This is a genomic window from Colwellia sp. 5_MG-2023 (genome assembly GCF_030547795.1).
Lineage (GTDB): Bacteria > Pseudomonadota > Gammaproteobacteria > Enterobacterales > Alteromonadaceae > Colwellia.
The window spans coordinates 275,475-298,286 of sequence record NZ_JAUOPW010000003.1 but is presented as its reverse complement, the minus strand read 5'-3'; the positions used below and the strand labels follow the sequence as shown (position 1 = coordinate 298,286).

23 protein-coding genes and 1 riboswitch are annotated in these 22,812 nt (G+C 35.8%); of the genes, 7 read left to right on the top strand and 16 right to left on the bottom strand.

Annotation, left to right across the window (positions count from 1 at the left end):
• Positions 1 to 84 precede the first annotated feature (84 nt).
• A complete protein-coding gene (locus Q4496_RS04380) occupies positions 85 to 705 on the top strand; it encodes an alpha-ketoglutarate-dependent dioxygenase AlkB (protein WP_215972268.1) in 621 nt (206 codons plus the stop codon).
• Positions 706 to 723: 18 nt separating this feature from the next.
• On the opposite strand, the gene Q4496_RS04375 is transcribed toward Q4496_RS04380, so the two are convergent.
• Positions 724 to 1,512, bottom strand: a complete 789-nt coding sequence (locus Q4496_RS04375; RefSeq protein ID WP_303609984.1) for a hypothetical protein — start codon at positions 1,510 to 1,512, stop codon at positions 724 to 726.
• Between the two features lie 489 nt (positions 1,513 to 2,001).
• Between Q4496_RS04375 and Q4496_RS04370 the strand changes: the two genes are divergently transcribed.
• The 3 genes from Q4496_RS04370 (at position 2,002) to rmf (ending at position 6,378) form a co-directional block, all read left to right on the top strand.
• Positions 2,002 to 4,041, top strand: a complete 2,040-nt coding sequence (locus tag Q4496_RS04370) for a methyl-accepting chemotaxis protein (RefSeq protein WP_303609983.1) — start codon at positions 2,002 to 2,004, stop codon at positions 4,039 to 4,041.
• A 144-nt stretch (positions 4,042 to 4,185) separates the two neighbouring features.
• The gene (locus tag Q4496_RS04365; RefSeq protein WP_215972265.1) at positions 4,186 to 5,703 is read left to right on the top strand and encodes a S10 family peptidase; all 1,518 of its coding nucleotides are present in this window, start codon (positions 4,186 to 4,188) and stop codon (positions 5,701 to 5,703) included.
• Positions 5,704 to 6,204: 501 nt separating this feature from the next.
• The gene (rmf, locus tag Q4496_RS04360) at positions 6,205 to 6,378 is read left to right on the top strand and encodes a ribosome modulation factor (protein ID WP_215972264.1); all 174 of its coding nucleotides are present in this window, start codon (positions 6,205 to 6,207) and stop codon (positions 6,376 to 6,378) included.
• 165 nt (positions 6,379 to 6,543) lie between these two features.
• On the opposite strand, the gene Q4496_RS04355 is transcribed toward rmf, so the two are convergent.
• The 10 genes from Q4496_RS04355 to moaA form a co-directional block, all read right to left on the bottom strand.
• Positions 6,544 to 7,305, bottom strand: coding sequence for a HesA/MoeB/ThiF family protein (locus tag Q4496_RS04355; protein ID WP_215972263.1), 762 nt, complete (start codon positions 7,303 to 7,305; stop codon positions 6,544 to 6,546).
• Between the two features lie 66 nt (positions 7,306 to 7,371).
• Positions 7,372 to 8,520, bottom strand: a complete 1,149-nt coding sequence (gene modC / locus Q4496_RS04350; protein ID WP_215972262.1) for a molybdenum ABC transporter ATP-binding protein — start codon at positions 8,518 to 8,520, stop codon at positions 7,372 to 7,374.
• Complete coding sequence (modB, locus tag Q4496_RS04345; protein ID WP_215972261.1) at positions 8,517 to 9,206, bottom strand: molybdate ABC transporter permease subunit; 690 nt, start codon at positions 9,204 to 9,206, stop codon at positions 8,517 to 8,519. Before modB ends, modC begins: the two co-directional genes overlap by 4 nt.
• 1 nt (position 9,207) lies before the next feature.
• The gene (gene modA / locus Q4496_RS04340; RefSeq protein WP_303609982.1) at positions 9,208 to 10,020 is read right to left on the bottom strand and encodes a molybdate ABC transporter substrate-binding protein; all 813 of its coding nucleotides are present in this window, start codon (positions 10,018 to 10,020) and stop codon (positions 9,208 to 9,210) included.
• Between the two features lie 14 nt (positions 10,021 to 10,034).
• On the bottom strand, positions 10,035 to 10,499 hold the full coding sequence (gene moaE, locus Q4496_RS04335) for a molybdopterin synthase catalytic subunit MoaE (protein ID WP_215972259.1): 465 nt from the start codon (positions 10,497 to 10,499) through the stop codon (positions 10,035 to 10,037).
• A 56-nt stretch (positions 10,500 to 10,555) separates the two neighbouring features.
• Positions 10,556 to 10,804 carry a molybdopterin converting factor subunit 1 gene (moaD, locus tag Q4496_RS04330; RefSeq protein ID WP_215972258.1) on the bottom strand — a complete coding sequence of 83 codons (249 nt, stop codon included), beginning with the start codon at positions 10,802 to 10,804 and terminating at the stop codon, positions 10,556 to 10,558.
• Positions 10,805 to 10,887: 83 nt separating this feature from the next.
• Positions 10,888 to 11,388 carry a cyclic pyranopterin monophosphate synthase MoaC gene (gene moaC, locus Q4496_RS04325; RefSeq protein ID WP_215972257.1) on the bottom strand — a complete coding sequence of 167 codons (501 nt, stop codon included), beginning with the start codon at positions 11,386 to 11,388 and terminating at the stop codon, positions 10,888 to 10,890.
• The gene (moaB, locus tag Q4496_RS04320) at positions 11,388 to 11,930 is read right to left on the bottom strand and encodes a molybdenum cofactor biosynthesis protein B (RefSeq protein ID WP_215972256.1); all 543 of its coding nucleotides are present in this window, start codon (positions 11,928 to 11,930) and stop codon (positions 11,388 to 11,390) included. The genes moaC and moaB overlap by 1 nt, the downstream gene beginning before the upstream one ends.
• A gap of 37 nt (positions 11,931 to 11,967) precedes the next feature.
• The gene (locus Q4496_RS04315; protein WP_215972255.1) at positions 11,968 to 12,612 is read right to left on the bottom strand and encodes a molybdenum cofactor guanylyltransferase; all 645 of its coding nucleotides are present in this window, start codon (positions 12,610 to 12,612) and stop codon (positions 11,968 to 11,970) included.
• A gap of 1 nt (position 12,613) precedes the next feature.
• A complete protein-coding gene (moaA, locus tag Q4496_RS04310) occupies positions 12,614 to 13,585 on the bottom strand; it encodes a GTP 3',8-cyclase MoaA (RefSeq protein ID WP_303609981.1) in 972 nt (323 codons plus the stop codon).
• Positions 13,572 to 13,751: riboswitch (molybdenum cofactor riboswitch) on the bottom strand. (Overlaps the previous gene by 14 nt.)
• Positions 13,752 to 13,966: 215 nt before the next feature.
• Between moaA and moeA the strand changes: the two genes are divergently transcribed.
• Together moeA and Q4496_RS04300 are read left to right on the top strand one after the other, a co-directional pair.
• Complete coding sequence (gene moeA, locus Q4496_RS04305; protein WP_215972253.1) at positions 13,967 to 15,202, top strand: molybdopterin molybdotransferase MoeA; 1,236 nt, start codon at positions 13,967 to 13,969, stop codon at positions 15,200 to 15,202.
• 106 nt (positions 15,203 to 15,308) lie between these two features.
• A complete protein-coding gene (locus tag Q4496_RS04300; protein WP_303609980.1) occupies positions 15,309 to 15,698 on the top strand; it encodes a hypothetical protein in 390 nt (129 codons plus the stop codon).
• 44 nt (positions 15,699 to 15,742) lie between these two features.
• On the opposite strand, the gene hemL is transcribed toward Q4496_RS04300, so the two are convergent.
• From hemL to Q4496_RS04280, 4 genes are all read right to left on the bottom strand, one after another.
• Complete coding sequence (gene hemL / locus Q4496_RS04295; RefSeq protein WP_303601455.1) at positions 15,743 to 17,050, bottom strand: glutamate-1-semialdehyde 2,1-aminomutase; 1,308 nt, start codon at positions 17,048 to 17,050, stop codon at positions 15,743 to 15,745.
• A 75-nt stretch (positions 17,051 to 17,125) separates the two neighbouring features.
• The gene (locus Q4496_RS04290) at positions 17,126 to 18,136 is read right to left on the bottom strand and encodes an aspartate carbamoyltransferase (RefSeq protein WP_215972250.1); all 1,011 of its coding nucleotides are present in this window, start codon (positions 18,134 to 18,136) and stop codon (positions 17,126 to 17,128) included.
• 117 nt (positions 18,137 to 18,253) lie between these two features.
• Entirely contained in the window at positions 18,254 to 18,706 is a 453-nt protein-coding gene (locus Q4496_RS04285; protein WP_215972249.1) for a CopD family protein, read from the bottom strand.
• Positions 18,703 to 20,532: a chloride channel protein gene (locus tag Q4496_RS04280; RefSeq protein ID WP_215972248.1), complete on the bottom strand. Its 1,830-nt coding sequence runs from the start codon at positions 20,530 to 20,532 to the stop codon at positions 18,703 to 18,705. The genes Q4496_RS04285 and Q4496_RS04280 overlap by 4 nt, the downstream gene beginning before the upstream one ends.
• A gap of 743 nt (positions 20,533 to 21,275) precedes the next feature.
• Here Q4496_RS04280 and erpA point away from each other — a divergent pair.
• Positions 21,276 to 21,617: an iron-sulfur cluster insertion protein ErpA gene (gene erpA / locus Q4496_RS04275; protein ID WP_354668413.1), complete on the top strand. Its 342-nt coding sequence runs from the start codon at positions 21,276 to 21,278 to the stop codon at positions 21,615 to 21,617.
• 42 nt (positions 21,618 to 21,659) lie between these two features.
• Here erpA and Q4496_RS04270 read toward each other — a convergent pair whose 3' ends face one another.
• Positions 21,660 to 22,742 (bottom strand): DUF484 family protein, encoded by a 1,083-nt coding sequence (locus tag Q4496_RS04270; RefSeq protein ID WP_215972247.1) that lies wholly within the window; start codon positions 22,740 to 22,742, stop codon positions 21,660 to 21,662.
• Positions 22,743 to 22,812 lie beyond the last annotated feature (70 nt).

Below are 22,812 nucleotides of genomic sequence, written 5' to 3'. Positions count from 1 at the left end.
TTTCATTGGCTAGTAATAAAAAATTTTGATGATACGCAAATATCATGGTACTGTATATTAATACAGTTAAATTGTCAGGGTATTATGAATTTATTTGAATCATTTTTAGCAGAGCCTATCAATATTCTGCCTCAAGATGGTGTGGTTAATTTCTACGGCGAAATAATGACGCAAGCAGAGGCTGACTTTTATTTTGAACACTTATTGAGTGAAGTCGACTGGCGCTGCGATCAAGCTATTATTCTTGGAAAATTAATCGAAACTAAGCGAAAAGTGGCTTGGTACGGTAATTCAGGTCAAAAAGAGCCTTTTAGTTATACCTACTCAAATACAACTAAATATTCGTTACCTTGGACAGATAACCTTTATTACCTAAAAGGAGTTGTCGAGCAAAAAACAAATGAAACTTATAATACTTGTTTACTTAATTTATATCATAGCGGTGCTGAAGGAATGGCTTGGCATAGTGATGGAGAGCAAGATCTTAAAGATAATGGCGCAATTGCTTCGTTAAGTTTTGGTGCCGAACGGAAGTTTTCTTTTAAGCATAAACATAATAAAGAAGTCGTCTCATTACAGTTAAAGCCAGCTAGTTTATTAGTAATGAAAGATGAAACTCAAAAGCATTGGTTACACCGGTTACCACCAACTAAAAAAGTGCACGAACCAAGAATTAATTTAACCTTTAGAACAATACAGCAATGAATATACGCTAACACTATGCTATTGATTATTTTCAATATTGTTACCGCGGTAGGTTGGATTACTTATTTTAATAATTCTGCGATTTTTCAAATTAGCGCGACTAATATCTTCGGCGTAATATTTATCTAATATTGTTTTAATTTCTCCATTAGCTATTAACTTACGTAATCCTATTTCTAGGCGTCGAGCAATACGAGGCTCTTGTGGTGATATATAAATATGAGTGGCCATTGGGAGGTATAGCGCTAGAGTTGGCTCTACAACAATATTCTTTAAATCGGGCTGGCGGCTTTCAAGTTCATCATAAGCTTCGTAGATCGCTCTAGGAATATAATCAAATCGAGAGCGTTTTAACATTTGAAATAAACCTTCAAAATTATGTGTTGTTGTTACTTTTAATCCATGACTTTTAAATACCTTTGTTGTTGCCCAATGGTGCTGAAGCCCAGCATTAAGTTGACTTAAGTCGTCGAGGTTCTTAACTTTGCTAAAAAGAGCAAGCTGTGACTGATGAACGAGTAATAATCGGTAGTTAAGTAGGCCTTGCCTAATAGGAATTTTAATCGTGATTACTTCGTTACCCCATGCTTCATCACTTGGTCCTATATAAGCATTAATATTTTGGTTTCTTTTAAGCGATATAAAGGCTCTTTTAGGCGTCATACTCATTTCAATCGGCTCAAATATAAAAGGGCCAAATTCTTCAGCTGTTATTTGAAGAGCGCGAATAATCACCTCGTTTTTATGCTTGGATCTTTTATCATCTACTAATAATGGCTTGAGCAATTTTATAGTATCAACTGCCACGACACTTGGGATAAAGCAAAATAATAGGAAAGTAAATAACTTTATTGGGTTAATTAATTTGATAGTTTTCTCCTTTATATTCACGATATTTCAAAGGAATATAAATTCATAACACTGTATTACTTAGCTGCTATATATACGTATTTTTACCTACATGTAGAAAGTATAGCTCTATTATGGCAAATACGTTTAATCGTTAAGATCTATTCAGTCGTTAGTCTTTTAATCGTTTTATCAAATATGTGTTGTTGCTAGGATAAATACTCATCCATTTATCCGGTTTTATGTTTTAACAAAGCTTTGTCTATACTTATGTATTAATGACGAATGAAGCTTTAGTTAGCTACTTTTTATTATATTTTACGTGGAGTGATGGCTGAAATTATTTATTGTGTTTATTTTCACCATATTTTATTTGATAGTACAATATTTACGCGTATAGTAACTGGTCGGATGTTTCTTTTATGACTTATAATGGAGTTAATAAGTATGTATTTTAAATTGAACAGTTTAAAAATCGCCCATAAAGTTGTTATTGGTTTTGTTGTAATACTATTGTTATTGTTTTTTTCTAGTATTAGTTCTATTGGTATTTTAAGTAATATTAAACAAGCATCAGCCAAGGTAGATGACTTTGCTTTACCTATACAGAAGTCTGCTAATACAGTACAAAAGCAGTTATTAAAGCAAGCAAAATCGTCCTCTTTTATTCCAACCTTAACGACTATTAATAAAATAGAGCAATTAAAAAAAGCATTTGCAGAACAGGGGCTTTTGCTTATTGAGCAGAAAAAAGCAATTGAAGAAATGCTTTATATGTTTCCTAATATCGATCGATTAGATCGCTTTAATAGCGCTTATGAGCAGTACTCTAATGCTGTTTCTGCAATGTTTACCCATAAATTATCTGTTATACAGGAAACGGAGTACTTTATTGAGCAGCAAAAAAAACTTGATGATGTTCTTTATGAAGCTGGCGCTGTATTGGGCGATTTAACTTACTTAGATGACCCTGATAACCAAGAAAAAATCGATAGAATTTCTGGCTCAGCCAGCCAGGTTGAGGGCTTTGTTTTTAACCTAACCGATGCAACTAAAACTATTTTATCAATTAATACGCTCGAAGAAGTTGAGGAGTCTCAAGAGGCAATTGATTTTGCGATAAGTAATATTGAACAATATTCCAAATTCTTAATAGACTTAGGTAAAACATATAATACCAATGGTGTTATTGAAACCTTTATTGACGAGTTTGAAAAATCTAAAAAAATGCTTAAAGGTAAAGACAATCTATTTGAGTTAAAAAGAATACAACTGCAAGAAAAAAATGCGTTAAATCATGCTTTTAATAATTCAGAATTACATATTAATAATTCTATTAATGCGATAGATATATTCTTACAAACTGTAGATAAAAACTTAACACAGTTACAAATGGGGATTGTGGATAATGTTGATCAAGGAAACCTCGAAACTATCACCATTTTTGTGGTGTTATTTATTGCAGGTATTGTTGTTGCTGTGACAACTATTAGATCGATGATTTCACCGTTAAAGAAAATCAATATCGTGTTGTCTCAAATTGCTAAAGGAGACTTATCTAGAGAATTAACCGTTGCTTCTGATGATGAATTTGGTGAACTGTCTAAAAATGTGAATATTGTCGTTGCCGATTTGCGCAAACTCATTGGTAATATTTCCGAAAATACTCATGTATTAAATGATGCGGCAGAACAATCGAACCAACGCATAGAGGAAGTAACAGACTCTTTAGCCATTCAAAAGCAAACGATAGAGCAGGTCGCAGTACAAACATCTGAGTTAGGGCAAAGTGCAGATCACATCTTATCAAAAGCAAATAATGCAGAAAAAGATATGACCAATGCATTGCAACAGAGTAATGCGTTAGAGAAAACCGCAAAGACAACCAATGAACGAATGCAAAATTTAGCACTTATGTTGGATCGCACTACTGATGTTATGTCGGTCTTACAACAAGAGTCCGCTAATATTAGTAGTATTTTAGATACTATTCATAGCATTTCTGATCAAACAAACTTATTAGCATTAAATGCTGCTATTGAAGCGGCTAGAGCAGGAAACGCAGGTCGAGGTTTTGCCGTTGTTGCCGACGAAGTGCGCTTACTTGCAAGTAGAACTCAAGCATCAGCTACAGAAATTCAAAGTATGATTGAATCCTTACAACATCAAACTGAAAAAGCAGCATCAGACATTAGCCAAGGCAAAGATGAGGCGAATAACTGTCAAAGTTATACTAATGAGCTATTACAAACATTGTTATTAATTACCGAGGCAATAAAGAACATACATGAAATGAGTGGGGATATTTCCCAATCAGCGACTCAACAAAATGCGTTAAGTAATAACATAAGCCATAGTATTCAAGAAGTGTTGGGCTTAAGCCGACAAAGTAGTGATAAGTCAATGTCAACCTTAACTTATGGTAACCAAGTTGCTGAATTAGCTGAAAAATTAGAAAGTTCTATCGATACGTTTAAAATGTCATAATTGCTTTTAATATTAATTATTCGTATCAATCTTATTGTTTAATATTAAGAATTTAATCTCATTATTGTGTAGGTTTAACTTAATTAACTGATAGGTAATGAGCTTTATGGTAGTTTATTAACAAATTTATTACTGAGATATGAAATGAAATTATTCACAACACTTACTTCTATCGTTTTCTTAGTTGGTGTATCACTTTCACCAACAACTTTTGCAAATAACGACCGAAAGCTAGTTATTGATGAACACCAAATAACGCAACATAGCACTAAGATAAATGGTCAAAAAATCAAATATAGTGCAACTACTGGTACTCAACCAGTATGGGATGAAGAGGGTAATCCTACTGCAAGCCTTTTTTATACTTACTATCAACGCACCGATATTAAAAATAATAGCAAACGTCCGTTATTAATCTCATTTAATGGTGGCCCAGGTTCAGCTTCCGTGTGGATGCATGTTGCTTATACTGGTCCCAAAGTACTGAATGTCGATGATGAAGGTTACCCACTGCAACCTTATGGCGTTAAAACTAATCCTTATTCTATTTTAGATGTAGCTGATATTGTTTTTGTCAACCCAGTGAATACTGGTTATTCAAGAGTTCTACCTGATAAAGACGGTAAAATGCCGAGTAAAGAAGAACAAAAAGCCATGTTTTTTGGCGTTAATGCTGATGTTAAATATTTAGCTGAGTGGGTTAATACTTTTGTTACTCGTAATAATCGCTGGCGTTCTCCAAAATATTTAATTGGCGAAAGCTATGGTACGACGAGAGTTTCTGGTTTGGCTTTAGCACTTCAACAACAGCAATGGATGTATGTGAATGGTGTTATTTTAGTCTCACCAACAGATATTGGTATTAAACGTGAAGGCCCGGTGAAATCAGCTAATCGTTTACCTTATTTTGCAGCTGCAGCTTGGTATCACAATGCTTTACCAGCACAATATCAAGCCAAAGACTTAGATGAATTATTACCTGAAGTAGAGCAATTTACGATAAATGAATATATGCCAGCGTTAGCAAAGGGTGGTTTTATTTCAAGTGATGAAAAACGCAAGATCGCAAAATGGGTGTCTATGTACTCAGGTTTGTCTGTTGATGCGATAATAGCAAATAATTTAGATGTAAATAATAACTTTTTTTGGAAAGAGTTATTGCGCGATAGAAAGCAAACGATTGGTCGTTTAGATTCACGTTATTTAGGAATTGATAAAAAAGTTGCCGGCTCTCGTCCAGATTATAACGCAGAGTTAACATCGTGGTTGCATAGCTTTACGCCAGCGATTAATTATTATTTACGTGAAGAGCTAAATTACAAAACAGATGTTAAATATAATATGTTTGGTAATGTACATCCATGGGATCGTAGTAATAACAATACGGGTGAAAATTTACGTTTAGCCATGGCACAAAACCCGTATTTAAATGTGATGATTCAATCAGGTTACTTTGATGGCGCAACTAATTACTTCGATGCAAAGTATACTATGTGGCAATTAGATCCTAGCGGACAAATGCGTGATCGTTTATCGTTTAAAGGTTATAGAAGTGGTCACATGATGTACCTTCGTCATGAAGATTTAAAGCAATCAAACCAAGATGTTCGTCAATTTATTCAGCAAACATTACCAGCAGAAGGTGAAGCTGCGAAGTATTAATATCATGTTGGTTGTTAGTTGATGTTAACTCAGGCATTTGAACTGAAGTTAGTTAACTAATCCAAAAAAGTTAGGTATTATTTTAGGGGCATTATTGCCCCTTTTTTTTAAACTAAATTCATATAAACAGTTTATTCTTATATCACCTGCTTCTATGTAAAAAGTAAACTAATGCGCTAAAGAATTGTTTTAGTTGATAGAAGTAACGTGATTGAAAGATTATTTATTTTCATGATCTTTTATGTCATTTCTATTTACATTTTTTATGTTTTTCATACTTGCAAGCATTCTAAAAATCCTTTTAAATTAATTGTCGATTGGTTATTTATCGAGCACTTTAAATAAGGTTTTTATTAATGAGCTAACTAAGCATTATTGATGAATATCATGATAGATGAAACCTTGTTTATGATAGATAGTAACAATGAGTAGTAAACTCGACTTGTCATCACTGCTTTTTCAGTGACAATTTAAAAGATACTTTTTACGAGGTGTTAAATAATGAAAAGACAGAAAAGAGATCGGTTAGGAAGAGCGCATTCAAATGGTTACCAAGCGGGTTTAAGTGGTAAGTCAAAGGAGCATTGCCCTTATCAATGTATTGATGCTAAATCTGAGTGGCTAGGAGGATGGCGTGAAGCAGTAACTGATAGAAATATGGGCTTATTCAGATGATAGTTGACGCCAATAGCTCTACTTAAGTCTAGGTAAACAGCCTTAATTATGCTTAAGATGCTGAATATACTTTGTACAATGATTGATATCATCACGTGTTGATATCAATCATTAACGTCAATATTTACATCAACATGTATATTGATACTACCTATAGCTTAATACCTACCTATTTCCACACACATTGCAGCTTTGTTGTTTTTTCATATTAAATTGTTGCCACTGATTTGTTAAACCATCATATAAGTTTAACTGATTAATTTGAGTGTTATTTTCATTGCCGTCAGCTGTTAATATCTTTATTGCTTGTAAGGCTTGCATACCACCAATAATGGCAAGTACTGGGCCTAATATACCAAGTGTTTGGCAATTATTCGTTGGTGCTTTTATTGATGCTGGAAATAAGCAATGATAGCAAGCGCTGTCTTTATTTCGAGGGTCAACAAGTAGTTGTTGACCGTCAAACCCTGTTGCGGCACCTATTACTAAAGGCACAGTATGTGTGACACAAGCTTGATTAATTAAATAACGTGTTTGAATGTTATCCGAGCAATCTAAAACTAAATCGACTTGTGGAACATAATAATCGCACAATTCTTGGTCTAACATTTCATCAATGGCTTCAATATTACTATCCGGAAATTGTGTACTAAGTTTCTCTGCGGCAACATCTGCTTTGTTTTGATTAATATCTTGTTCGTCGAACTGTATTTGGCGTGGTAAGTTGCTCAGCTCTATATTATCACCATCAGCAAGATATAAGGTACCAACACCAGCAGCAGCTAAATAGAGGCTAACAGGATTACCTAATCCGCCTACACCAACAATGAGTACTTTGGCATTTCGCAGTGCTACTTGCCCTTGCTCACCAATTTTATCCATCATTATTTGTCGTGAATACTTAAGTTGCTCTTGCCTTGTTAACACTGTGTTACCTTTAAATTTTTAAGTGAAAGCGAATAATTTATTTGTTTATGTTTTGATATTGTAACGTCAATAAAGGTAAGTGCGCACAGCACTGGCTTTAAATTGTAAATATACTTGTTGATTAATATTAAGTGCCAACCTTTGTTGTGAAAAAGTACTGATATTAATAAAGAACTCTTGTTCTATTTTACCTTTTACTGATATTGCAGTAATTAACACTTTGTTTTTCATGATATCAATTGAGGATATTTTGACAAAAAGGTGGTTCACGATGGATGAATTAATGGGCTCGGTTAATGAAATACTAATATCGCTGGCTAAAATAAAGCAACGCAGTGTTTCTTTGGTAAAGCTCTCATCAAGTGCAGGTAAATAGATATTTTCAACATCATTTAATGCTAATATTGCGAGACCTTGACCATTGTCCAAGGTTGTTATTGGTAAAGATAAACTGGTTTGTTGATGAATAATGTCATCGGCATCGCTGGTTACATCTGAATAGTTTAATTGATGGATCATGGTATGAATCGCATCATAACCAATTACCTTTCCTTGCGATAACACCAGTAATTTATCACACACTTGTTGAAGTTCATCAAGTGAGTGACTGACATAAAACATGGGTAACTGAAGCTCATCTTGAACTTTAAGCATTAAGCTTAATAAACTCGCTTTTGCTTTTCTATCAAGAGCGCTAAGTGGCTCATCAAGTAATAATAATATTGGTTCAGCTAGAATAGCACGAGCAAGTGCTACTCGTTGTTTTTGCCCACCAGAAAGTTCATGAATAGATTTATGGCGAAGGTTATCTAACGCTGTTAACTTAATGATTTCATCAAAGTTCAATCGATTATTCTTACAACGCTTAGTTGCAAACTTTAAATTATCGACCACATTTAAATGTGGAAACAAACGTGAGTCCTGAAAGACTAAGCCAATATTCCGTTGTTCTGCTTTGATGAATATGTTGCTGTCACTATTAATTAAGTCGATATTATTCAAAGTAATTGAACCGGTAATTTTTTTTTCTAAACCAGCAATAGCACGCAAAAGAGTTGATTTTCCTGAGCCAGAATGGCCAAAAATACCGGTAATACCTTCCAGTGATAGTCCCTGCTGAACCGTTAGTTGGAATGGTTCAAAACCATGTTGTTCAAAGCCAAGTTGAATATCGAGAAATAAAGGGTATGTCGTTTTTAATAAAGCATCGGTCATCTCTTCGCCTTATTCATTGTTTTTTTTCTTGGGTTATTCAATAGATAAATTGAGGCTAACAACACCATAGAGCCAATTAATAAACTAATTGCTAGCACATGAGCTCTAGCATAATCAAAGGCTTCAACATGATCAAAAAGGGCAATAGACAATACTCTGGTTTCACCAGGAATGTTACCACCAATCATGAGTATTACACCAAACTCACCTACGGTATGAGCAAAGCCTAAACTGGCAGCAGTAATAAAACTTGCCTTGGTTATAGGTAACACAATATTAAAAAATCTATCCATAGGGCCAGCGCCTAGCATTGCTCCAGCTTCTAGCAAAGGGTCGCCTAGTTGCTCAAACGCTTTTTGTAGGGGCTGCACTACAAAAGGCATAGAGTAGAGCACAGAGCCAATAACAATAGCTGAAAAACTAAAGGCGAGTTGTTGTCCTGTTGCTTGTTGCCAAAGCTGCCCAGGTAAATGTTGTGGTGAAAATGCAATAAGTAAATAAAAGCCGAGCACCGTTGGCGGTAACACTAAAGGTAAGGCGACAATTGCTTCAATAATAACTTTAAAACGACTGCGCATTTTAGCTAAATACCAGGCTAGAGGGGTACCAAGAATTAGTAAAATTAAGGTTGTTAAGGCCGCCATTTTCAACGTGGTTAATAAGGCCAGCACATCAGAATTTATCATGTTACGGTTGCTCTATCGCCGCATAGCCAAAATTAACAATCTTTTTTTGCACACTGGGTGACAGTAGGTATTCACTTAATTTTTTTGCGTTATCGACATTTTTACTGTTTTTTAGGATGACAAGTTGCTGCTCTATTGGCTGATGATAATCTGAAGGGATAACAGCGCCAGCTAAGTTATTTAATACCAGTTGGCTATTGGCTATTAAACCGTTGCTTACTGCTTGTGTACGAATCTGTGCAAAAGTTTGGTTGATATTGATGCCAACAACAAGCTTGTTTTGGTATGGTTGCCATAGCCCTAAGTGCGCTAAAGTCTCTTTAGCAGCTTTGCCATAAGGAGCGGTATCTGGGTTTGCAATAGCAAAGCGTTGGTTTTCTTTTTGAGATAAATACTGCAAATCTTCTAAACTTGCTGTTGAATTCATTGAGAATAGCGCTAATTGACCTAATGCATATGTTTTTCGGCTCTTTGCAATGATCAAATTTTGCTGTTCAAGTTTTGCCGGTCTAATGCTATCAGCAGCGAGAAAAATATCAAAAGGCGCACCATGCTGAATTTGTATAAACATAGCACCAGTTGCACCACTAATAATTTGAGTCTTGATACCGGTTTGTTGATGAAAATCTATTAAAAGTTCTTTTAATGGGGTAGTAAAGTTGGAAGCAACGGCAATGCGGAGAGGGTGATTATTAGTATTGGTTTGCTCTGCTTTATTCGCACTCAGGGCTTGGTTACTCAGGATGATGCTAATGCTGAGTATAACTAGGACTATTTTATTAGTAAGCGATTGAGTAAATGAATACAGTTTCATTGATTAGTTATCCTTTACCAAACGGCTGCTTTACTTTGATCACTTGATTTAGCGTCTAACCACTTAACACCATCTTTATTAGCTTCTTTTTTCCAAAAAGGTGCCTGTACTTTTAAGTAATCCATAATAAATTCATTGGCAGCGAATGCATCTTTGCGATGTTGGCTAGTTACTCCAACAAACACAATTTGCTCACCAATAAATAGCTCTCCAATACGATGAATTACTTTTACACGTCCAATGTCCCAGCGCTCTTTTGCTTGATGAATAATGGCTAATAATGATTTTTCAGTCATCACTGGATAATGCTCTAGGGTTAAACTAGTAACACTTTTACCTTCGTTTTGATTACGGACACGACCAGTAAAAGTCACCACAGCGCCATCAGTCGCATTATTTTTTTCAAGTAAGGCAACTTCATCTGCTAGGCTAAAATCTTCGGTTTGTATTGATATTTCGGAGTAATTAGTTGCTGTCATCTTATAACTTGCTCTGCTATATAACTAAATAAGGTCATTATTGATAAATGGTTGAGTTATCCACCGGTAACAGGTGGGAAAAAAGCCACTTCATCGCCAGTGTTAACTATGTGTTCATCATTAACCATGTCGTGATTCACGGCAGACAGTAATGAATCGTTAGTAAAAACTTGTTGCCATTGCTCATCTGTACTCGCCAGTTGTTTTTTTACATCGGCGACCGTAGTTAATCCTTGGCTATTTATTGATAACTCACTGCAATTAAGCTGCTCACGTAAAGCGGCAAAAAAAACGATTTTTATCATGATGTTCTCTCTTTTTATAAAAGTAAGTAAATGATCACTTACGAATAAGATCTCATTTTAAAAGCTACTTTGAATAATTTTTTCTATAAAGCCTGCCAATGTCCTGACTTACCACCTTCTTTAGTTAATACTTTAATATTGCCAATTTCCATTGCAGGATCAGCTGCTTTACACATATCAAATAAAGTTAAACAAGCAACTGATACCGCCGTTAATGCTTCCATTTCAACACCGGTTTGCCCCGTTAAACGACAAAGGCTTGTGACCTGCACTTGTGAATTTTCTTCATCTAAACTGAAATCAACTTGTACTTTACTTAGCATCAATGGATGACATAAAGGAATTAAATCACTACACTTTTTGGCTGCTTGAATACCGGCAATACGAGCAACGGCAAACACATCGCCTTTTTTATGTTTACCGGTGGTAATTAATTCAAAAGTCGCGCGATTCATACTTATAACACCTTGCGCTGTAGCGGTACGTGAGGTCATCGCTTTTTCGGTCACATCAACCATATTAGCTTCACCTTGTTGATTGAGATGGCTAAGTGTTGGCGATGATGATGTTGTTGAACTACTCATTAGTTACGTGTCTCGCATTGGTCAGCGCTAATATTTAAATGAGGCACAAAGTTACACGGCTTATGGCTAGCATCTAATTGTTCTTTGATTACCTTATCCCAGGCAGTTTTACATGCGTTAGTTGAACCTGGTACACATAAAATGACAGTTTTATTTGCCATACCACCTAAAGCGCGCGATTGAATTGTTGATGTACCTATTTCACCTAATGAAACATGGCGAAATACTTCACCAAAACCTTCAATATTTTTATCAAATAATGGCATTAATGCTTCAGGTGTATTATCTCGATCGGTAAATCCAGTACCACCGGTAGAAATAATGACGTTAATACTATCATCAGCAATCCATTTAGAAACTTGAGCTCGCAGTTGGTATATATCATCAATAACAATCGCTTTATCTACTAGTGTATGGCCTGCAGTTGTGAGTCGTTCGACTAATGCTTGACCAGAAGTATCATTGTCTTCTGTGCGAGTATCTGAAACAGTTAATACTGCAATATTTAAGGGAATGAAAGTTGTGCCGCCATGTGCTGACATAAGTTATCCTTTTACGCTATCTGTTTAAATTAATTGGTTAAAAGTTAAGCTGCTGCTTTGCTTGTTGCCATTGTTCGGGCGTATTTGTATTAAATAAAACAGCTTTATCATTAATCGGTATTGCTTGATGTGGAATGTTTTTTAACAAAGCTTTGATTGAAGGGCCTTTTTTCGCCTCTCCGTTATTAAGCTGTATATGTTCATTTGTTAAGTTATCTGCAAACGTGTGTGATAAAAATAATTCAACATAAGCGCTGTTCGGTAAGTAGAGAGGGATGTTATGACCTTCGAAGTATGTTGCTTTTTGGCTTAATTCACCTTTAACACGTAAGTCAGTTAAGGCTTTTGCGGTCATAAAAGGTAAATCAACAGGCAGTATTAATAATGACTTCGCATTTGGGTACTTGGCCAAGACACTGAAAATTCCTCCAACAGGTCCACACCGCTTTATTTGATCGGGGATATCATAATGATCACCACTAACAACAATGTTATTAATACCTGAATTAGTCAGTGTTTGCTTAGAAAAGGCAAGCATAGACTGCGGTGAATTATTTCCTCTAACTAACTTGGCTTTATCATTGCCCATACGAGTAGATAAACCACCAGCAAGTACGACTCCTAAGCATTCATGATTTAATAGTGTCGTGTCTATCGGTGCTGTGTTTACAATGTTATTCATACTAACCACCTAACATGGCTAAATGTTTTGTGCCGCCAGTAAGTTTATCATGTAGGAAGTGAGTTGCCTTTTTATCACCTAATAAAGACAATATTTGTGCTTGTAATGGTTCAATATCATCACATTGTAATTGTTCGCGTAAAGATAAACCGTTTTCGCTGAATAGGCACAAATGTAATTTTCCTGATGAACTCACTCGTAAGCGATTACAACTGCTACAAAAATCTTTGGAGTAGGGCATAATTAGCCCAATACGGCCTTGATAGTCAGGATGATAAAACTCTTGTGCAGGCCCCGCAGACCTGTCTTGTAGTACGGGTAACCAGCCATCAAGAATTAAGTTTTGTTTTATACGAGAGCCTTGCACATGCTGTGCATCAAAAAAGGCTTTATTATCGCCCGTTTGCATTAACTCTATGAAACGTAGGGTGACCGGAGTATCTTTTAGCCAATCTAAATAGCTTTGAATATCGTAGCCACTGTATTCGCGCATTAATACTGTGTTCACCTTAACCGTTGGGCGTCCATCAGCTAAGGCCATATCGATACCTTTTAAAATAGTATCGAGTTTGTCATGCCCCGTAATGGCATGGAACTTACGCGGATCTAAGCTATCGATACTGATGTTGATGGCATCAATTCCTGCATCTAACCAATGTGGTAAATGGTCAGGCAATTTAAAACCATTGCTAGTGATAGCAACTTTTTTAATACCTTGAGTTTGCTTACAAGCATGGATGATCTCAGGAAGATCTTTACGAAGTGCTGGTTCACCACCAGTGATCCTAATTTTCTCCGTACCTAAGCTAGCAAACGCAGACGTGAGACGTTTTATTTCTGAAAGCGAGAGAAAGTCACGTGGTTGATCACACTGATAACCGTCAGGCAGGCAGTAAGTACATTTGAAATTACAAACGTCCGTAATCGATAGGCGTAGGTAATAAAACCTACGGCCAAAATTGTCTTTTAACATATCACCTTTCCAAATGTAGGGAGGCTAACGCGTTTCCTTGTTAACCCTGGCAGTAAATTGCTATCAATAAATTATCTAATGAAAACAATTACTACGGCTTTAAATAACATAGCCTACTTTTATAAAGTATGGTGTTAGCTATTTAAGCTCGGTGTAAAATAATTATATAGTCTTATGACTCAAGAAAAAGTATACCATTTAATAGCCTGCATAATAGCACTTTTTGACTTCCTGTCTTAATCTGTCTATAGACAATAAAAAGCCCAATTACTTTTGTCACTAATTAGGTAATAATAGTGGCAATATGCTCTTTTAATTATTGATAAATAATTAAAAGATGTTTCAAGGTATTCAAAAAATAAAAAATTAAGTGAGATTGTCATGTCTGATTGTTGTTCAGCTCCTGGTTTATTACCATTTGAGGATGCGTTAGAAAATTTATTGTCACAAATAACGCCGGTGACCGAAACGTTAACTTTACCAATTTCACAGGCACTTAATTATGTTTTAGCTCAAGAAATTGCTAGTCCACTAAATGTTCCTAATCATGATAATTCAGCAATGGATGGTTATGCTTTTGCTATTGAGAGTTTTCAAACCAGTAAAGTATTAACCTTAATAGGGCGCTCTATGGCAGGATCGCCTTTTGAAGGTGAATGTAAATTAGGGGAGTGCATTCGTATTATGACTGGCGCAAAAATGCCTGAGAGTTGTGATAGTGTTGAAATGCAAGAAAATGTGCAAGTGGATGACAACAATATTACCTTTCTTAATGAAAAATCATTTGGCTCTCATGTGCGTAAGGCTGGTGAGGATATTAAATTAGGTCAGCCTGTTTTTAGCCCAGGGCATAAACTATCGGCCATAGATATTGGTATTTTGTCTTCATTGGGTATTAGTGAAGTTCAGGTTTACCGCCGAGTAAAGGTTGCGCTAATTTCGACCGGAGATGAGCTAAAGCTCCCTGGGCAAATATTAGCGTCAGGTGATATTTACGAGAGTAATAGCTTCGTTTTACGTGGCATGTTAGAAAAATTACATATTGAAGTGATTGACTTTGGCATTATTGAAGATGATTTCGATTTAATCAAGGCAGCTTTTGTTAGTGCCGATAAGCAGGCAGATGCGGTTATTTCATCTGGTGGTGTTTCCGTAGGAGAAGCAGACTATACTAAAACGGTGCTTGATGATTTGGGGGAAATTGGTTTTTGGAAAATTGCCATGAAACCGGGGAAACCGTTTGCTTTTGGCAAGTTACCCAACAGTATTTTTTTTGGTTTACCAGGAAATCCAGTCTCAGCGTTAGTTACTTTTCATCAATTAGCAATGCTTGGTTTAACTAAAATGCAAAATGCAGAACCGCTAAAGCGTACTTATTTAAAGGTGAAATGTGTTAAGGATTTGAAAAAATCACCTGGTCGTATGGATTTTCAGCGAGGTGTGCTTAGTGTTAATGACCAAGGCGATAATGTTGTTGAATCAACTGGTTCACAAGGCTCCGGTATTTTATCAAGTTTAGTACAGGCAAATTGTTTTATCGTGTTACCCGCTGAGCAGGGCAAAGTTAAGGCGGGAGAAGTAGTAACGGTACAGTTATTTGACCAATTTATAACGTAAATCAATTACGTACAATGCCCTATAGTTTGTTATGTAGAGAAAATATAAAAACCTAGTTATTAAGGTTTAGTGATCATTATTATTGTGTGTGCATGGGGAAATAGAAATGAAATATGAACTTAGTTTTTGTTCAATAAATATTCTTAATGAAAATATAGCGGAAGTCATTGTGAATAAATCCGTTGAAATATCGATAGAAATGGTAGAAGAATATGATGAGTTTTTATCAACACACTTTTCGAGTAATTTTGGTTTGCTTATTAATAAAATTAATCATTATGATTACTCCTTTGAAGCAAAATTAAGCATTGCATCCCATGAAAATTTAAAAGTTATAGCGGTTATTAACTATAGCGATGAAAGTGAAGCCTTAACCCAAAAAATGAACGATCTAAGAGCTGTAGATCGTTGGAATTTAAAAAATTTCTCAGGTATAAACTTAGGTTGGAAAGATGGTTTTGATTGGTTAACAAAAGAGTTATCAATGATTAGTTGATAACTCTTTTGTAGCTTTATAGGTATTACCAAATAGCTAAGTTATTACAGTTGAGCAAAACACTTAGCGGCAGCTTCTAAGGTTTTTTCAATAATATCATCGGTATGTGCCATTGATAAAAAACCAGCTTCAAAAGCTGATGGTGCTAAATAAACACCATGTTCAAGCATCAAATGGAAGAAACGGTTAAATTTATCCTGGTCACATGCCATGACTTGCTCAAAGCAAGTGATAGGTGTTTCATCACTGGTAAAAAAGAAACCAAACATCGCACCAACATAGTTAATATTTAAATCAATGCCATTTCTGTCTGCAGCAGCTTTTAAGCCCATTGCTAATTTCTCGGTAGCATCGCTTAATTGCTGATGCTTATTACCTTGTGATAATTCTGTTAATGCAGCTAAACCTGCCGCCATAGCGATAGGGTTACCAGAGAGAGTACCTGCTTGATATACTGGGCCAGTGGGGGCAATGTAATCCATTATTTCTTTTTTACCACCAAAAGCACCAACAGGCATACCACCACCAATAACCTTACCTAATGTAGTTAGGTCAGGCTTAATGTTGTAATGTGCTTGCGCACCACCTAAAGCAACACGGAATCCGGTCATTACTTCATCAAAAATAAGGACAGAATTATACTGATCACAAACCGCACGTAAGCCTTCTAAGAAACCTTGTACAGGAGGGATACAGTTCATGTTGCCCGCAACAGGCTCAACAATAATACAAGCAATTTGATCCGGATATTTAGCAAATATTTCCTTAACTTCTGATAAGTTATTATAGCTAACCGTTAAGGTGTGTTTAGCAAAGTCTTCAGGAATACCTGGAGAGTTAGGTACACCTAATGTTAAAGCACCAGAGCCTGCCTTTACTAATAATGAATCGGCATGGCCATGATAACAACCTTCAAACTTTAATATTTTATCACGGCCAGTAAAACCTCGAGCTAAGCGAATAGCGCTCATCGTTGCTTCAGTACCTGAGCTAACCATACGTAAAGACTCCATCGAAGGAACTAACTCACGTACTTTTTCTGCCATGGTGATTTCTAATTCTGTTGGCGCACCAAAACTTAAACCATTTTGGGCGGTAGTAATAACAGCATCTAAAATAGCTGGGTGGTTGTGACCTAAAATCATAGGTCCCCAAGAGCCAACATAATCAATGTAAGCGTTATCGTCAGCATCATAAATATAAGCGCCTTCTGCACGTTTTATAAACGAAGGTGTGCCACCAACGCTGCTGAATGCACGTACTGGTGAATTAACTCCACCTGGAATAACACTTTTGGCTTTAGCAAATAATTGCTCAGAATTACTTGTTGAAAGGTTTGTTGTTCCACTCATAGTAAAAACCCTTTTTGGTTTGTTGGTTAATGGATGGCCTTGCATGGACAAGGTGCCATTCATAAAATTTGTTAATTAGCGTTTATTTGTGTGCCAGTTTACGCTTTTTTCATATTGCGTTAGTTGATCCTCAACACCTAAAGTTAACGCAAATAGTGCCATTCTTACTAAAACACCATTTTGTGCTTGTCTAAAAATCGCTAGGCTGTCTAAATCATTTAAATCAATGTCGAGTTCATTGGCCTCGGGGCGAGAATCTCTTGGTAGAGGGTGCATAATAACCGTATTTTCACGGCAATACTTTTGATAAACGCTTTTGTTTAAACTGAAATGTCCACGATATAAATCGGCTTCATCTTTACTGGCAAAGCGCTCTTGTTGAATACGAGTTTGGTAAATAACGTCGCAAGATAAATTGCCTGCCATGGTATCCGTAATCACGACTTGATGACCTGCATTTTCTAAAGCAGAAACAACACTGTCCGGCATTTGTAGTGCAGTTGGAGATACCATAGTGACTTTAACGTTATTGTAAAGACTGAGTAGTTTCGATAAAGAATGTACTGTGCGACCGTGTTTTAAGTCACCCATCAATACTATATCAAGGTTATCTAACCCTTTTTGATAATGCATCATTTCAGACTGTATGGTGAATAAGTCCAATAATGCTTGTGTTGGGTGCTCATTAGCCCCATCACCACCATTAATTACCGGAACAGTACTACCTTGTGCAAACTGCTCAACAGAATGCATTTGTGGGTGGCGCATGGCAATAACATCGCTATAACCACTTATAACTTGAGCGGTATCAAGCAATGATTCACCTTTACTTAATGATGAATTTTCTTGGCCGACAGTTTCACGAACAAAGCCGCCTAGTAAGTTAAAAGCCGTACCAAAGCTAACACGTGTTCGGGTGCTTGCTTCAAAAAAAAGATTGCTTAAAATAGCGCCATCAAGCACAGTGCAACGCTTTTGGCGCGCAGCATAAGGTGCCATTTGTGCTGATACGTCGAGTATCTTTGCAATTGCGTCACGATCAAATTGGGATACTGAAAGTATGTGATTACCTTGGAATTTCATCATTTTGAGAAGTCTAGCCGTTAATTAATGAATCACGAAAAATTTGCAGAAATATAGCATAAATTGACAAAACTTAGAATGTTATATCAAGCTATTTCGCTTTAATTGTTTTAGATAATACTACCCATAAAACGGTTTAACATACGCCAAAATGATGACAGCTAGCAACATGAATACAGGTATCTCGTTAAATATTCGATAAAACTTGCCTGGTCGCGTATTTTTATCTTGCTGGAAGGTATTTACCAATTTAAAGCAATAACCGTGATAAATCACCAGAAGAATAACGAAAGTAAGTTTTATATGCAGCCACTTGGCAGCAGCAAACCAATGAGCGCCGTAGGTATAAATTAATATTAAGCCAAGCACTATCGTTAATATGGCAAAAGGCGTGACAAAGTAAAGTAAACGTTTCTCCATTCCTTTTAGTTGTTGTGATACTGACTCAGTGGTTGTTTCTGCATGATTTACAAATAGTCGAGGTAAGTAAAATATACCGGAAAACCAAGCGACCATAAAAAAAACATGTAAGGCTTTAAACCAGAGAATATTGCTCGCTAAAAATTCATTCATGAATCATTCTTCCTTTCAAATACTGATTCTTTTTCATCAACATATGGTGGTAATACCCCAGCAATTAATTTGCCGTGAACTAGGTATTGTCTAATTTGTTCAAAGGTTACCATACCAATCATATTATTTATATTTTCTTGGTAAATATAGACGCCACCACAGCGCTTTTTAACCAGTAGTAAATAAGCTTCAGCTAAGGTTGCTTGATGCGATAAAGGAATCAGTTGATGTAATGTCATTTTCTCTGATACTTGATATTCAGACGTATGGTGTTCTGATTGCGCATCGTCATGTAACGGGATGGTCACTAATGGTATATCCTCGTTAAACTCAGCCCAATGATAATTAACTTCGTCAATCACTTGTTTGTTCTTCATTACCTTTTTAACGGTTTTATTAACTACAGGCGTTTTATTATCAACAGTTAACATAATGCCGGCGATAGCCTTGATAGAAGCTTGCTGGGTATATTCTATTTTTTTTATCATCAAACCGAGCACGCCAATTTTTTGTAAGGTTTTTTCAATAGGCGGTTTACGATAAAGTAAACCTTGAATATCAAGCTGCATAGTAAATACTGAGCGATTTTTAAATAATTGGCCAGAAATAATACTAGAGATAGTAATAACTATCATGGCAGGTAAAATTATTTCTAATTGACCAGATAATTCAACTACTGCTAGTAATGCAGCTATCGGCGCATTTAAGCTGGCTGCCATAAATCCCGCCATTCCCATTAAAATAAAGTCATTACCGATATGTTCGCCAGGTAAAAATTGTGTTACTAGCGCACCACCTAATGCTCCTGTAATCGCGCCAATGCTAATAATTGGTCCAATAACGCCACCAGGAATGCCTAAACCTAATGCAAATGTAGTCATTAAGAATTTAGCTAATAAAAGACTGATTAATAACCCTACTTGCCAGTCATTGGTAAATGAAATATCAATAGCGCCAATACCAACACCCATAGCACCAGGGACAAAATAACCTAAAGCGCCAGTGATTACCGCAGCTAAAAGCAGTCTTGGTACAATATGATATTTATTACTATGTTTTATTACGCCAATTAAGGTTTTGTTAAAGGCGGCTGCTAGTGTTCCTAGTAAAACACCTAGAATGATCAAAGGAATATAATGTTGTGGTATTAACTCTATTTTATGAAAATATTCAAAGTCTTGAGATACATCAAAAACACTTCGAGTTACTAATGAACCGACTAAAGACGCCAACATCACAGGGATAAATATATGAACTTTATACTCCCTCATAATGACTTCCATTACAAAGAGTACTGCGGCAATAGGGGTGTTAAATGTTGCTGAAATACCCGCAGCAATACCACAAGCACATAAAATACGAATACTGTTATATGGTAGCTTCAATACACTTCCTACATAACTACTGGCCGCAGCGCCTAGATGTACAGCAGGTCCTTCACGTCCAACAGAAAAACCTGATGCAAGCGCTACAGCGCTGCCAAAAAATTGATTCAGTGTATTTTTAAAAGGAATAACACCATGGGCAACCTTTAGTCGATGTAGCACAAATGGGATACCTGTTCTTAAGTATTTATACCCCGTTAGCCAACCAAAAAGTAGAATGATAATTGCACCTATAATGGGTAAGTCAAAACGACTTACCCCATCTAAGGTGATATAATTATCGCGCTTAACCAAATAGAGCTGTTGGATTTGCTCTGTGGTTAAGGTAAATAAAATCACTAAGAGTGCTGACGCAAAACCTCCGACAATGGCAAGTATACAAATTTGCCATGAAGTCTTGGGTAACGCTAAGTTTTTTCTGATTGTGCTAATATAGCTCATGGTTAAAAAGTGGGCTTCTTTGTTTTGTAGATAGCATTTATCGATATCGTTTTAGTAAATAAATTACCAATAAGTTTAATTCTTTAAGGTTATTGTACGTTACAAATGAATTGCTTAGCAAAAATAAATCTAACCATTGCCACTAAGTAGAGAAGGCCTGTTAAATCGGCATTTATATCCTGATTTTCAAACGAGAATATTAGAAAAAATCTCACCTAGCAGAGTTATATCAACAAGCAGTAAGCCAAATTGAAGCTGCTAATATTTTAGAGGCTGAACTGGCCGTTAAGCCATTAGTATGTTATCAACAAGTGATGGTGTCACAATAAAACCGATAGCGTAATTATTGATAAGGTAAAAATAACAGCAAATAATAAACCTAGATAAGTTAACATTTGCAGGTATTTCCACGAAAATAAGGAAAAATATTATTTAGTTTGAAATATTTTCACGTTATCGAAGGAATGTTTGCATTGCCATAAAAATTTATTCCTGAGAAAATACAACTGTTTGCCATGTTAGCAAAAGCCAAGTGGCAAAAATATCATAAGCTTGATAAAACACTCTCTTGGCGCATACAATAATAAAGCAATAATACTTGACTAAATTAGTCAAGCTTAAGATAATAGATACACTATAAACTTTCTTGCAAGAGAGTGAGAAAGTAGCATAATAGACTTAGTATTATTACCTTGGTTTACAGTCCCCTTTTAAAATAAAAGTAGAGTTTCATGTCTGATCCTATCTCAACACCAGAATTACCTATTAAATTTACCGATTCGGCAGCGAGTAAAGTACTATCGTTAATTACAGAAGAAGAAAACCCAGAACTTAAGCTAAGAGTTTATGTTACTGGTGGTGGTTGTTCTGGTTTTCAATACGGCTTTACCTTCGATGAAAAAATAAACGAAGGTGATATGACTATAGAAAAACAAGGTGTCACTATGGTTATTGATCCAATGAGTTTACAATACTTGGTTGATGGTGAAGTTGATTACCTAGAAAGTTTAGAAGGTAGCCGTTTTGTTGTGAATAACCCAAATGCATCAACTACCTGTGGCTGTGGTTCGTCTTTCTCTATTTAAGCCAATCTACATTATAACGATAAGTCTATGCTTATAGACTTATCAAAGAATTACCCCTGTTTTCTTATGCATATATAATTGCTCATCAGCTTGTTTTAGTAACTCTTCCATTGTTTTTATTCCATCACTAGCGGCAGCTCCACAGCTAATGGTAATAGGTAAATGCAAACCTTGATAAGGCATCGGGTTATTTTGGAAAAATTCAGTTAACCGCTTACATGCTAATAATGCTTCCTTGTATGGCTGGCTTGCTAAAGTAATCACAAACTCATCTCCTGCATATCTAAAGCATTTATCATTTTCACGTATTAATTCTTTTAATTGTGTCGCGACATAAGTGAGTACTTTATCACCACAATCATGTCCATAAGTATCATTGATTTCTTTGAATTTATTACAATCGATAAACAATATTGAGAAAGGAACATTATATCGACGTTGACGTGTTAACTCTTCATTGATTGAATCTTCCATAAGCCGACGGTTGGCAAGCCCCGTTAGTCTATCGTAATGAGCCATATATTCTAGCTGCTCTCTAATCAATGCATTAGATAAACATAAACTTACTTTTACTGCGAGTTGTTCTAAATGCAAAGTGCCTAAGTTCGGTCGAAAGCGTGTTTTTTCATTGTCAGTAAAAACTAAACTGCCAAATAACTTATCTTCAATGATTAAAGGCACTAAAGCGATCGATTTTGTTTGTTCGGCCAGGTTTATAGGGAGTATTTTTTTTATAAGAAGTAGATCATTAGTCAGCAGTGGTTTTCGTTTAGGGTGTAATTGTTGCAATAAATCAATCGCAATATTTTTGCTGTTTTCTTTATGCCAACTTGATTGCATATTACCGCTAAGTAAATAGCTGATTGGTGTTGGTTCGGCCAATAACAAGCAAATACCACTTAAGTCAAACTTATCTTTTATCGACGCTAACAGCTCAAATAAAAGCTCTTGGCTTGTTTTGCAACGTAATATTTGCGCTTCAATTTCAAAAAGTTTTTGGGCTATATCTGCATTAATACGTGAATTTTCAATTAGACTCGCTAATTTGCGCTCTAATGCTATTTTTGTGTCAGACATATCCGTAATACCTGTTAGTACAAATGATGAAGTTAAGGATGCGATCATCAATGAACTTGCATATTAACTTTTTAATTACGTTTAACTTTTCAGTTAAGCGTATTGATTTTAAGCTTGA